The organism is Flavisphingomonas formosensis (genome assembly GCF_009755815.1).
Lineage (GTDB): Bacteria > Pseudomonadota > Alphaproteobacteria > Sphingomonadales > Sphingomonadaceae > Flavisphingomonas > Flavisphingomonas formosensis.
In genome coordinates this window covers 30,927-43,304 of record NZ_WRPK01000013.1, presented here as the reverse complement: position 1 = coordinate 43,304, position 12,378 = coordinate 30,927, and the positions used below count along the sequence as shown (strand labels likewise).

Below are 12,378 nucleotides of genomic sequence, written 5' to 3'. Positions count from 1 at the left end.
TGGAGAGGCCATTGTCCACCGCCGCCGATCACGCCCCCGATCCTGCCCTGCTCCTCAAGGCCGAGACGCTCACCGAGGCGCTGCCCTATATGCAGCGATATGCCGGCGAGACCTTCGTCGTGAAATATGGCGGCCACGCGATGGGCGATCCCGAGGCGGCGCGCGATTTTGCCGAGGATGTCGTGCTCCTGAAGGCGGTCGGCATCAATCCCGTCGTCGTCCATGGCGGCGGCCCGCAGATCGGCACCATGCTGAAGACGCTCGGCGTCGAGAGCCGCTTCGTCGACGGGCTGCGCGTCACCGATGCGGAGACGATGAAGGTCGCGGAGATGGTCCTCTCCGGCGCACTCAACAAGGAGATCGTGTCCTGGATCGGCCGCGCGGGCGGCCGTGCCATCGGCATTTCCGGCAAGGATGGCGGTTTCGTCGTGGCGGACAAGGTCCGCCGTACCAGGCGGGATCCGGACAGCAACGTCGAGAGCGTCGTCGATCTCGGCTTCGTCGGCGAGCCGGCGGAAATCGACCGGCGGGTGATCGACACCATCTCCAAGGCGGGCATGATCCCGGTCGTCGCACCGGTGGCGGTCGGCACCGATGGCGAGACCTACAATATCAACGCGGATACCATGGCGGGTGCGATCGCGATCGGCCTCGGCGCGGCCCGCCTCTTCCTGCTGACGGACGTACCCGGCGTGATGGACAAGGAGAAGCGGCTGCTGCGCGACCTGACGCCCGAGAAGATCGAGACGCTGCAGGGCGATGGCACGATCACCGGCGGCATGATCCCCAAGCTCGAGACCTGCGTCCACGCGGTCCAGGGCGGCGTCGATGCCGCCGTGATCCTCGACGGGCGCATTCCGCATGCGATGCTGCTGGAGATCTTCACCAAGCGCGGCGCGGGTACGCTCGTGAAGCTCTGAGAGCATTCACCCGTGGTTGACGTGGAACCCTCTTCTTCGTCACCCCAGCGCAAGCTGGGGTCGCTCTCCACAGCTACCCGGCTGCCTCTTGAGAGCGATGCCAGCTTCCGCTGGCATGACGGGGAAGAAAGCCAACCGAACGGATATGTGAAGCGGTGCCCTTATCGGGGAGGATGAAAGGGGGGAGCATCTCGTCCCGCGCCGATCAGTGAAGATTGCCCCATCGTTCTCCCCCCGCTAGAGCGTGGCCACTGACATGGCCCTTCTTCGGGGCGGGATTTCGGGATAGCGCGCATGCCCTTTGTGAATGCCCTGCTGCAGATCGTCGATCTGCTGCTCTATATTCTCACATGGATCATCGTCATCCAGGCGATCCTGTCGTGGCTGGTGGCGTTTAACGTCATCAACACGCACAATGATTTCGTTCGCTCGTTGCTCTACGCGCTCGATCGGATCACCGAGCCTCTCTACCGGCCGATACGCAGGATCATGCCGGATTTCGGCGCGCTGGATCTCTCACCCATGGTGGTGCTGCTCCTGCTCTACATCCTGCGGTCGATCGTGCTGCCGCAGATCCAGATGGCTTTGGTCTATTGAGGAGCCCCGCCATGACGGCCGAGATCATCGACGGCAAAGCCTTCGCCGCCGGGCTGCGCGCCCGGGTGGGTCAGGCTGCCGGCCTCTTCCAGTCGGTCGCGAACAGGGCCGCGGGGCTCGCGGTCGTCCTCGTCGGGGAGGATCCGGCCAGCGCAGTCTATGTCCGCTCCAAGGGCAAGGCCACGCTCGAGGCCGGCATGGCCAGCTTCGAGCACCGGCTGCCGGCCGGCACGCCGCAGGAGGAGCTGGTCGCGCTCGTCCACCGGCTCAATGCCGATCCGGCGGTGGACGGCATCCTCGTCCAGCTTCCGCTGCCGCCGCATATCGACGAGAATGCGATCATCGCCGCGATCGATCCGGACAAGGATGTCGACGGTTTCCACCCGATCAACGCCGGCCGTCTCGCCACCGGCCTGCCGGGCTTCGTGCCGTGCACGCCGCTTGGCTGCCTGATGCTGCTCAAGGACCGGCTGGGCGATCTCTCCGGCCTGGACGCTGTGGTCATCGGCCGCTCGAACATCGTCGGCAAACCGATGGCGCAACTGCTGATCCGCGAAAGCTGCACCGTCACCGTGGCGCATAGCCGTACGCGCGATCTGCCCGCGCTCGTCCGCCGCGCCGATATCGTGGTCGCCGCTGTGGGCCGGCCCGAAATGGTGAAGGGCGACTGGATCAAGCCGGGCGCGACCGTGATCGATGTCGGCATCAACCGCGTGCCCGCGGCCGAGCCGGGCAAGACCCGCCTTGTCGGCGACGTCGATTTCGCCGGTGCCAGCCAGCTCGCCGGAGCGATCACGCCAGTGCCGGGCGGCGTGGGGCCGATGACGATCGCCGTGCTGCTGCGCAACGCGCTGGTCGCGGCGCATCGTCATGCCGGCGTGGAGCTGACCGAGCGGCTGTGATCGCCCTCTTCCTCTCCGCCTTCGTCACTTTCTTCGTCATCATTGACCCGCCCGGCTGCGCGCCGATCTTCGCCAGCCTCACCTCCGGCACCACTGCCGTGCATCGCCGCGCGATGGCGATGCGCTCTGTCGGTGTCGCGACGGGTATCTTGCTGGTCTTCGCCATCTTCGGCGAGGATCTGTTCCGCGTGCTCGATATCGGACTCGACGCCTTCCGGGTGGCGGGCGGGATCATGCTGTTCCTGATCGCGATCGACATGGTGTTCGAACAGCGCACCCAGCGCCGCGAGGATCGCGCGAAGGAGATCGAACGCAAGGCGGCAGAGGAGGAACGCCCGCTGGAGGAGGAGGATATCTCCGTCTTCCCGATGGGCATCCCGATGATCGCCGGCCCCGGCTCGATCGCGACGGCGATGCTGCTCACCTCCAAGGCGCGGGGCCTGATCGAGACGCTGATCACGCTGGGCGCGATGCTGAGCGTGCTGGCGCTGACCCTGATCGCCCTGCTCGCCGCCGCGCCGATGATGCGCGTGCTCGGTCCCAAGCTGGAGGCGATGATCACCCGCGTGCTCGGCGTCATCCTCGCCGCGCTGGCCGCGCAATTCGTGATCGATGGGCTGAAGGCGAGCTTCGGCTGAACCTATTTCTGCACAGGTTCCGGGGTTTCCTTGGCTTTCTCCATAAGCGCCTTGTTGACGTTGATCCTGATGTTTCTGGCTGGGTTCGTCGCGGTTGCGATCGTCGTCGACTTTTCTCGCTCAGTCACCACCATCTTCTTGGCGTCAGCATAGCTGGGCCAGTCCGTGAAAATGGCATTTGCCATAATGGCCTTGCTGTTGCCGTAGGTGAGGATCACCGGCGCATTGCCACCTTTGGGCCAGCTGCTGGGTCGATCGAACTGGAAATATCCGTTTCGCCCCTCATTGACCGCGAAGCCGTAACGGGAGTCCCAGAGTCCCCGCCCCTTGCCCATATAGCGTATCGCAGAAATCTGCTCCGTGCCGACCTCAAATCGCTCGAGCAAGCAGTATTCGGCTCCTTCTATGGCCGGGCTTGCCGGCCTGGATTTCACATTGAAATGACGAGGCAGGGTGATGCTGATAGCCATCGCATCCGCAGCCGTCGCCGATTTTTCCCCGCCGCTTCCGGCACCATCCTTCATCGCGCCCTCGCATCCCGGCATGTTCGCAAACAGTCGCTTTCCGGAGGCGAAAAGCTCGGCGGTAACCGGCGCGCGCGGAAAGGGCATTTCCTGGAAGAGCGCTGCGGCGGCCTCCTCCACCTCCGCTTTTCGCGACTCCGGCCCACCGACCGTGATGACCACCGACCATAAGCCGATATTCTGCCACCATAACCCTTGCACCCGGGTCTCGCTGGGCAGGTTGTAACGTGCCCAGCGCATCTTGCCGGCCGGCTCCCGATCGCCGAGCATGAATGGCGCGGAAGAAAGGACTGTCGGCTTGGGAATATTGCCGCTGGCCTGTTCGACGTCGGCGGCCATGGTTATCATCGTCCATGGGAGATCCGCGCCGAAGTCGACGCCGCGCACATCCACGCGCAATTGCAGCAATATGCCGAGAGTAAGAGCTTTGTCGGGACTCTCATACCAGACCTTGACGCTCGCACCGTCCTGGCGGGTCGAAGTGAACTGCCGACGCTCGAAAGTTCGCCATTTTGTTGGGAAGACGAAACCCATATCCTTCTGCACGGCATCGCCATTCGCCTCCAGTTCCCAGAGCGGAACCTTCGGCGGCGCATTGTCTTGCGCACGATAAAAGGGGGTTTGTGCGTGGGCTGTCGCGGCCATCAAAAGCGCACACAGCGTCGCTGACAGAAAATGTCGCATAGTCCCTTCGCCCCTTTTTCTCTGAACAGCTTGCGCATTCCAATCGAACACACAAGCCCCCCGCGCCGACCGCAGATGTCGGACATTGCCCGCGTGAAGACAGGCAGGGACGGGAAGATCAGACCTTGGCCCGGATCAGCCGGCCCGGCCGCTCCCCCATGTCTGCGTCGCGTTCGCGCGTCACCACGCCGTTCTGCAGCGTCGCGACGAAGCCCGTCGTCTCCTGGCACAGGCGCGCGCCGCCGGCCGGCAGGTCGTGCCGCATCGTCGGCAGCCGCACGTTCAGCCGGTCGAAGTCGATCACGTTCACGTCTGCGCGCTTGCCGAGGGTCAGTTCGCCGCGGTCATGCATGCCGAAGGCGCGCGCGTTGCGGCGGGTAATGCGCTCCACCATCGATTCCAGGGAGAATTTCGGGCCGCGCTTGCGGTCCCGCGCCCAGAAGCTGAGGTGCATCGGCAGCAGCGAAGCGTCCGCGATCAGCCGCACATGCGCGCCGCCGTCGCCGAGCGACGAGAGCGTGTTGGGATGGGTCAGCATCTCATGGACGTGGTCGAGATTGCCGTTGGAATAGTTTAGCAGCATCTGCGGCACCACGCCGTCGCCGTCACCTGCGGCGAGGTGATCGTAGACGATCTCCTGCGGATCCTTGCCGGTGCGCGCGGCGATGGCGCCGATCGTCTCGTCGGGTTCGTAATCCGTATCCTCGTGGAAGAGGTGGGCGATCGGCGCCCGCTCGGTCATCACCCGCGCGGTCCCCCAAGTGATCATGTCGATGCCATTGCCCGGCGGCAGATCCTCCTGCGCCAATATGGCGGCGCGGCGGGCGGGATCGCGCATCGCCGCTGCCCGCTCCTTGCGCGGCAGGTGCGCGATCTCGAGATAGGCCGGGCGCAGCATGAAATTGTGATAGCCGTCCAGCGTCGTCAGCATGCCCATGCCGCGCGTCGCGATATGCGCGTGGATCGAAAGGCCGGCGGCATTGGCCTTCGCCGTCTCGGCCAGCATTGCGCGCCAGTCTTCCGGATCGGCATCGATCTGCGGCAGCAGATAATGGACCGGCCGGCCGCTGACCCGGGCGATCATCTCGAACAGGCGATGCTCGGCGATGCGTGCGTCGCGGCCGATGAAGCCTTGCATGCCGGCGCCCGCCGTGCCGCGCGCGACGACCTGGAAATGGCCGCGGCCGCTCTCGCCCATCGCGCGGGCGAGCGTCTCCAACTCCTCATGCTCGGCATAGGTGCCGGGTACCTTCTCGAACGTCTCGCCGTAGAAATGTTCCTCGACGCGGCCGCTCGACATGCCCATCGCGCCCGCCGCCATCGCGCCTCGGACCGCATCGGCCATCAGCGAGACCTCGGCCTCGGTCGCACGCTCGTGCGCGACGGCACGTTCGCCCATCGCATAGACGCGCAGCGGCGCATGGGCGATCATCACGCCGACGTCGACGCCGAACCGCCGCCCGTCGAGGAAATCCATATATTCCGGGAAGCTCTCCCAGGAGAAGGGAACGCCTTCCTTGAGCACGATGCCGGGGATCGCCTCGACACCTTCCATTACCGCGACCATCCGGTCCTGATCGGTGGTGCGCACCGGCGCGAAGCCGACGCCGCAATTGCCGAACACGGTGGTGGTGATGCCGTTGGAGAAGGAGGGATCGAGCGTGTCGTCCCACGTCGCCTGTCCGTCATAATGGCTGTGGACGTCGACGAAGCCCGGCGTCACCAGCGCGCCGTCCGCATCGATCACGCGCCGCGCCTTGCCGGTGATGCGGCCGCCGATCGCGACGATCCGGCCGTCCTCGATGGCGAGATCGCCGCTGCGCGGCGGCGCGCCCGTTCCATCGACCAGCGTGCCGCCCCTGATCACCACGTCCAGCATCGATACGCTCTCCTCGGTGCGGTGCCGGTGCGTGCCGGCCCGCCTGGACGAGAGACTATCTTTGGTGAGACAGGGTGTAAAGGACGGTGCGTCGCCCCCTCAGGCGAAGATCTCGCTGAGCGCTTCGGTTTCGGGACCGTCCTTCCAGTCGCGGAGCTCCAGGAAGAGCGAGGCGATGACGGTCGACCCATAGGCCGTCGTCAGCGTCTGCAGGACTGCAGAGGGCAGCTTGCCGAGCAGGACCGGGCTGTTCGCCAATCCGCCCACTACGCCGCCGATGATGGCCACGACCCCGGTAAGCAGCCCGAGGACGATGGTCAGCAGCACGGCGCAGCCGAATATCTTCCAGCGCGCGCCCGCGGTGAGCTGGCGGCTTCGCCCCAGCGCCCGGATCACGCCGTCGCGCTCGATCACCAGCGCCGGCATCGCGACCGCCCACATGATGGAAAGGATGATGCCCGGCACCACCAGCAGGATGAGGCCGACGATCAGGCCGAGTATCATGATGATTATGAGCAGCAGCAACGGGCCGGTCACGCGTAGGGCGCCACCGATGGCTTCGCCGAATCCCATCGCACGCCCGCTTCTGTGGCTCGCTGTCACACGCATCAAGGCTGCCTGGCCGATCAGCGCACCGAAACCGACGATGATGCCGCCGACGGCGGCCGCGGTCGTGAAGGTCGTGCCGACCGGCATGGAGAAGGCGTTCGCGCTGAACCCCCTCACCGTCCATTCGAAGATCAGGTTAGGGAGGGTTCCGAAGAGGAATGCGATGCCCAGCGTCACCACCGGATCGCTCCGGATCGCCGCCATGCCCTGCTCGAGAACCTCGCTTAGCGAAAACCCGAATGCCTGGTACCCCGAACCTGTCGCCATGATGCCCCTCTGCGCGTGCAACGGTGCCTCCCCAGGCGCCGTCGACGGAAAAACTGGCCTCCACTTCGGATACTGTCCACTATTTTCGCCGTTGCACGGGCACCCACTTGCTCTACTTTGGATGTTTGTTACGGGCAGTTGCCGGGGGCCGGATTTGAGCGGGAATTCGCAGGAAGCGGCGGCTGCCGCGGAGCGTTTCGCCGCCGCCCATGCCGCGCTCAAGGCGGACGGATCGATCCAGTTCACCCTGAAGCCCGCGCCTCCGCCGGCGGAACCGCCGCAATGGCTGATCGACATGCTGCGCTGGATCGGCCGGATGCTGCGTCCGGTCGGCCGCTTCTTCCGCTGGCTCGGCAGTTTCCTGCCCGATCTGCCCTATGCCTATATCCTGATGTGGACGGTGCTGGGGGCGGCTGCCGCGCTGCTGATCTGGATGATCGTCGAACGCCTACGCCATGGCGAATGGCGCCTGCCGCAGCGGCGCAGGTCGGCGACCGCGCTGGACGTGCCGGAGGAAGAGCCGGAATGGCGCCCCGATGCTGCGCCGGCACGCGCCTGGCTGCAGGAGGCCGACGCACTGGCCGCCCAGGGCCGTTATGCCGAGGCGGTGCACCATCTGCTGCTCCGCTCCGTCGAAGACATCGCCCGCCGCCGGCCGCGCCTGGTGCAGCCGGCGTTGACCAGCCGGGAACTCGCCTCGGCCGATGCCGTACCGAGTGGCGCCCGCTTGCTCTTCACCGGCATTGCCGCGCTCGTCGAGCGCAGCCTGTTTGGCGGCCGGCCGGTCAGCGAGCGCGAATGGCAGATCGCGCGCGACGACTATTCTCGTTTTGCTCTTGCCGCGACGTGGCGCGGATGAGCGATCTCGCGATCCGGGCCGCGGGCGATGGAGCGGACGGCGTGTTCCGCCCGCGCACGGTGGCGCTGCTGCTCGTCATCGGCATATTGGGTTTCCTCGGCACGCTGGTGCTCGGTGCCTTCGCGCCCGATTTGCGATCTGGCCACAATGGCGGCGCCCACGCGCTGTCCACCGCCGCGGTCGGCTTCGGCGGCATCGTGCGCCTGGCGGAGGCGACGGGGCGCAATCCGGTGATCCTGCGCAACGACACGCTGTTCGATACCGAGGATCTCGTCGTCCTCACGCCGGAGACCGGGCTGGAGGATATGGGCAAGATATTGGCGCGGCGCGCAGTGAAGCCGACGCTCGTCATCCTGCCCAAATGGGCGACCGTCGCGGATCCCGACAAGACGGGCTGGGTACGCGAGGCCGGTCTCGTCCTCCGCGCGGCGCCCGAGGCGGTATTCGCTCCGCAATTCCGCTTCTCGGTCTCGCGGCATCGCAGCGGCGGCCGTCCGCTCCGGTCGGTGGACGTGCCGCCCGCGATCCAGTTCGCGGCCGCCCGCCCGCTGCAGACCATAGCCGGCAAGGAACTGCGCCCGCTGATCACGGACGATCGCGGCGGCATCGTGCTGGCGCAGCTGGGCACCAGGCCGCTCTATGTGCTCGCCGATCCGGATTTGCTCTCCAACATCGGCATGGCCGATGCCCGTCAGGCACAGTCGGCGTTGACGCTGCTCGACTATCTTAATTCGGGTGGCGCGACGTCGATCAAGTTCGATGTCACGCTCAACGGCTTCGGCGCCGCTCCCAGCCCGCTCAAGCTCGCCTTCGAACCGCCCTTCCTGGCGATGACGCTGGCGGTGGCGATCGCGCTCATGATGGTGGCGATGCAGGCGCTCGCTCGCTTCGGCCCGGCGCGCCGGCGCGAACGGGCGATTGCATTCGGCAAGGCGGCGCTGATCGACAATACGGCGGCGCTGGTGCGCAAGGCCGGGCGCGAGGCGGCGCTTGGCCGCCGCTATGCCGATGTGGTGCGCGATCTCGCGGTGGCGGCGTTCGGCGTGCCGGCGCGGCTCCACGACGGCGCGATCGACGATTATCTCGATGGCCTGGGCGGCAGGGAGCGATTCAGCGATCTCGCCAATCAGGCGAGGGACGCGGGCGACCGGCACGCCATGCTGGCTGCCGCACAGAGGCTGCATCGATGGAAACAGGAGAAGGGCGGTTGACGGTCAATGAGGTCAAGGCGCTCGCCGAGAATATTCGCGGCGAGGTGAGCAAGGCGGTCGTCGGTCAGGACGCGACGATCGATCTGATGCTCGTGACGCTGCTCGCCGGCGGCCACATCCTGCTCGAAGGGCCGCCGGGCACCGCCAAGACGCTGATCGCGAACAGCTTCTCGCGCGCGCTCGGCCTTACCTTCGGGCGCATCCAGTTCACGCCGGATCTCATGCCCGGCGACATCATCGGCGCCAACCTGTTCAATTTCCAGACCTCGACCTTCACCCTCACCCGCGGCCCGATCTTCACCGACATCCTGCTGGCCGACGAGATCAACCGTACGCCGCCCAAGACGCAGGCCGCGCTGCTCGAGGCGATGCAGGAAGGCACCGTCACCATCGACGGCGTGAGCCTGCCGCTCGGCGAGCGCTTCATGGTGATCGCGACCCAGAACCCGATCGAGCAGCAGGGCGTCTATCCGCTGCCCGAGGCGCAGCTCGATCGCTTCCTGTTCAAGCATATCGTGGATTACCCCTCGGCTGCGGAGGAAAGGCGCATCGTCGCCACCCATGGCGCGCGCCAAGCGGCTATGTCGCCCGAGCAATGGGGCGTCGCACAGATCGCATCGGCGCAGGACATTCATGCAGCGGTGGAAAGCGTCGCCTCGGTGCGGCTCGCCGATGAGGTGATCGACTATATCACCACGCTGATCCGCGCGACGCGCGATGTGGCCGACCTCGAAAATGGCGCCTCGCCGCGCGCCGGCGCGATGCTGGCCGGCGCGGCGCGGGCGCGGGCCGCGCTGGACGGGCGGGACTTCGTGATTCCGGACGACGTGAAGGTGCTGGCGCCCGCGCTGCTGCGCCACCGGCTGGTTCTCTCCCCTGCCGCGGAGATAGATGGACGGGCGATCGAAGACGTGGTGCGCGGCATCATCGAAGCGATCGAGGCGCCGCGTTGATCTATCCCACGCGCGCGGCCGTATTGCTTGCCGCGGCGGGCGCTCCCGTCGCGCTGCTGATCGCGGTCGCGCTGCCCGGCCGCTGGTATGCCGGGCTGGCCTGGCCCGTCGCGGTGCTGGTCGCGACCTTTCTCGACGCCTTTTCGGGCGCGCGCAGCGGATCGGCGAGCGTGAAGGCGCCAGCGTCCGCGCCGGTCGGCGCCGATATCGATCTGGAGGTGGCGGTCACGCTCGCCGGACGCGCGGCCCCCGGTACGGCCGAGATCGCGCTTGCGACCAACGCGCTGCTTGCCCTGCCGGACGAGGGGCGCATCCGGATCGCGCTCGGCGGCGGCCGCGGGCGGGCGCTCGTGCCGGCCCTCACCTTGCGCCGCGGAAACGGGCAGGTGGACCGGTTGTGGCTGCGCTGGCGCGGCCCGCTCGGCCTCGCCTGGCGGCAGCGTGCGCTGGTTGTGGAGGAGAGCTTCCCGATCCTGCCGGACATCCGCCCGGTGCATGAGCGTGGCGCCCGTATCTTCCAAAGGCACGCGCTGGAGGGATTGATCGCGCAGATGGCGCGAGGCGACGGCACCGATTTCGATGCGCTCGTCGAATATCGCTCCGGCATGGACCGCCGCGCGATCGACTGGAAGCAGTCGGCCCGGCACGTCAAGCTGCATGCCAAGGAGTTTCGCGAGGAACGCAACAACCAGATCGTCTTCGCGATCGATTCCGGCCGTCAGATGTCCGAGCCCGTCGCCGGCCTGCCGCGTGTCGACCGCGCCGTCTCGGCGATGCTGCTCACTGCCTGGGTGGCGCTGCGCCTGGGCGATCGCGTCGCGCTCCACGCCTTCGATTCGCGGCCGCGCATCGCCAGCGGGCTCATCTCCGGCGCGGGCGCCTTTGCCGAGCTGCAGCGCCTGGCCGCGAAGGTGGACTATAGCGGCGAGGAGACGAATTACAGCTTCGCCCTCACCACGCTCGCGACGCGGCTAACCCGCCGCTCGATGATCGTGCTGATGACCGAGCTCACCGATCTCACCTCCGCCGATTTCCTCGTCCGGGCTGCCGCCCGGCTGGTCGAGACGCATCTGCTGCTCGTCCTCGTGCTGCGCGACGAGGAACTGGAGACGATCGCGGACCGGGCACCGGAAACCGCAGACGACGTCACCCGCGCCGTCACCGCCGCCGCGCTGCTCAAGGATCGGCGCATCGTGATCCTGCGTCTGCGCCATCTCGGCGTACATGTGATCGAGAGCGAGCATGATCGCGTCGGCGATAGCCTGGTCGCCGGCTATGTCGATCTCAAGCGGAGGAACCTGTTGTGACCGCATTCGCGCCCGCGGAGCCTGCGCTGGTCAACGCGACGCGCTTCCGCGCGGCCCATGCGGCGGATTGGGAGCGGCTCGAGGCGCTCGTCACGCGGATCGAGAAACGCTCGATCCGCGCGCTCGATGACGAGGAATTGCTGGCGTTGCCGCTGCTCTACCGGACCACCTTGTCGTCCCTCTCGGTCGCACGGGAGACCTCGCTCGATCGATCGCTGATCGCTTATCTGGAGCAGCTTTCGACGCGCGCCTATTTTCAGATCTACGGCGTGCCGACCTCCGCCTGGCGTCAGCTCGGTCATTTCTTCGCGCGCGGCTGGCCGGAAGCGGTGCAGGCGTTGTGGCGAGAGACGATCGTCGCCGCGCTGTTGGGCGTCGCCGGCACGATCGTCGGTTATCTGCTGGTGCGATCGGATCCGGGCTGGTTCTTCGGCATCGTCGGCGACGACATGGCGGGCGGACGGGACCCGTCCGCTTCGGCCGAGGCGCTGCGCAAGACGCTGTACGACGGCGGGCAGAGCATGCTCGCCACCTTCGCGACGTCCCTGTTCACCCACAACGCGCAGATTGCAATCTTCGCCTTTGCGCTCGGCTTCGCCTTCGCAGTGCCCACGCTCATGCTGCTCGTCTATAACGGCCTGATGCTCGGCGCGATGCTCGCGGTCTTCGTTCCCCGCGGCCTCGGCGTCGGCTTCACCGGCTGGCTTTTCATCCACGGCACGACCGAGCTGTTCGCGATCACCATCGCCGGCGCGGCCGGCATGCGGATCGGCACCGCCATCGCTTTTCCGGGCCGCGATACCCGCATCGACGCGGCCACGCGCGCGGGGCGGTCGGCGGCGGTCGCGATGGGCGGCACGGTGATGATGCTCGCCGTCGCCGGCCTGCTGGAGGGCATAGGGCGGCAGACCGTGCTGGCGGATGGCCCGCGCTATGCGATCGGTACGGCGATGCTGGTCGGCTGGCTTAGCTATTTCTATTTCCCGCGGAGGCGTCATGCGCTGGCTGCGCCGCACTAGGCCCTCCGG

At 66.9% G+C, this 12,378-nt stretch carries 12 protein-coding genes; 9 read left to right on the top strand and 3 right to left on the bottom strand.

Annotation, left to right across the window (positions count from 1 at the left end):
- Positions 1-11: 11 nt before the first annotated feature.
- The 4 genes from argB (at position 12) to GQY20_RS27405 (ending at position 3,057) form a co-directional block, all read left to right on the top strand.
- Positions 12-920 (top strand): acetylglutamate kinase, encoded by a 909-nt coding sequence (argB, locus tag GQY20_RS27420; RefSeq protein ID WP_157220360.1) that lies wholly within the window; start codon positions 12-14, stop codon positions 918-920.
- Between the two features lie 294 nt (positions 921-1,214).
- A complete protein-coding gene (locus tag GQY20_RS27415; RefSeq protein WP_157220359.1) occupies positions 1,215-1,517 on the top strand; it encodes a YggT family protein in 303 nt (100 codons plus the stop codon).
- Positions 1,518-1,528: 11 nt separating this feature from the next.
- Positions 1,529-2,419, top strand: coding sequence for a bifunctional methylenetetrahydrofolate dehydrogenase/methenyltetrahydrofolate cyclohydrolase FolD (gene folD / locus GQY20_RS27410; RefSeq protein ID WP_157220358.1), 891 nt, complete (start codon positions 1,529-1,531; stop codon positions 2,417-2,419).
- A complete protein-coding gene (locus GQY20_RS27405) occupies positions 2,416-3,057 on the top strand; it encodes a MarC family protein (RefSeq protein ID WP_157220357.1) in 642 nt (213 codons plus the stop codon). The genes folD and GQY20_RS27405 overlap by 4 nt, the downstream gene beginning before the upstream one ends.
- 2 nt (positions 3,058-3,059) lie before the next feature.
- Here GQY20_RS27405 and GQY20_RS27400 read toward each other — a convergent pair whose 3' ends face one another.
- From GQY20_RS27400 to GQY20_RS27390, 3 genes are all read right to left on the bottom strand, one after another.
- The gene (locus GQY20_RS27400) at positions 3,060-4,265 is read right to left on the bottom strand and encodes a hypothetical protein (protein ID WP_157220356.1); all 1,206 of its coding nucleotides are present in this window, start codon (positions 4,263-4,265) and stop codon (positions 3,060-3,062) included.
- 118 nt (positions 4,266-4,383) lie between these two features.
- Complete coding sequence (locus GQY20_RS27395) at positions 4,384-6,144, bottom strand: N-acyl-D-amino-acid deacylase family protein (RefSeq protein WP_157220355.1); 1,761 nt, start codon at positions 6,142-6,144, stop codon at positions 4,384-4,386.
- A gap of 99 nt (positions 6,145-6,243) precedes the next feature.
- The gene (locus GQY20_RS27390; RefSeq protein ID WP_157220354.1) at positions 6,244-7,020 is read right to left on the bottom strand and encodes a hypothetical protein; all 777 of its coding nucleotides are present in this window, start codon (positions 7,018-7,020) and stop codon (positions 6,244-6,246) included.
- A 154-nt stretch (positions 7,021-7,174) separates the two neighbouring features.
- Here GQY20_RS27390 and GQY20_RS27385 point away from each other — a divergent pair, with 154 nt between their 5' ends.
- The 5 genes from GQY20_RS27385 to GQY20_RS27365 are packed head-to-tail and all read left to right on the top strand — an operon-like array spanning position 7,175 to position 12,369.
- Positions 7,175-7,879: a DUF4129 domain-containing protein gene (locus tag GQY20_RS27385; RefSeq protein WP_232476284.1), complete on the top strand. Its 705-nt coding sequence runs from the start codon at positions 7,175-7,177 to the stop codon at positions 7,877-7,879.
- Positions 7,876-9,090 (top strand): hypothetical protein, encoded by a 1,215-nt coding sequence (locus GQY20_RS27380; RefSeq protein WP_157220352.1) that lies wholly within the window; start codon positions 7,876-7,878, stop codon positions 9,088-9,090. Before GQY20_RS27385 ends, GQY20_RS27380 begins: the two co-directional genes overlap by 4 nt.
- Positions 9,087-10,043, top strand: a complete 957-nt coding sequence (locus tag GQY20_RS27375; RefSeq protein ID WP_157220351.1) for an AAA family ATPase — start codon at positions 9,087-9,089, stop codon at positions 10,041-10,043. Before GQY20_RS27380 ends, GQY20_RS27375 begins: the two co-directional genes overlap by 4 nt.
- Entirely contained in the window at positions 10,040-11,350 is a 1,311-nt protein-coding gene (locus GQY20_RS27370; RefSeq protein WP_157220350.1) for a DUF58 domain-containing protein, read from the top strand. The genes GQY20_RS27375 and GQY20_RS27370 overlap by 4 nt, the downstream gene beginning before the upstream one ends.
- Entirely contained in the window at positions 11,347-12,369 is a 1,023-nt protein-coding gene (locus GQY20_RS27365; protein WP_157220349.1) for a stage II sporulation protein M, read from the top strand. The genes GQY20_RS27370 and GQY20_RS27365 overlap by 4 nt, the downstream gene beginning before the upstream one ends.
- Positions 12,370-12,378 lie beyond the last annotated feature (9 nt).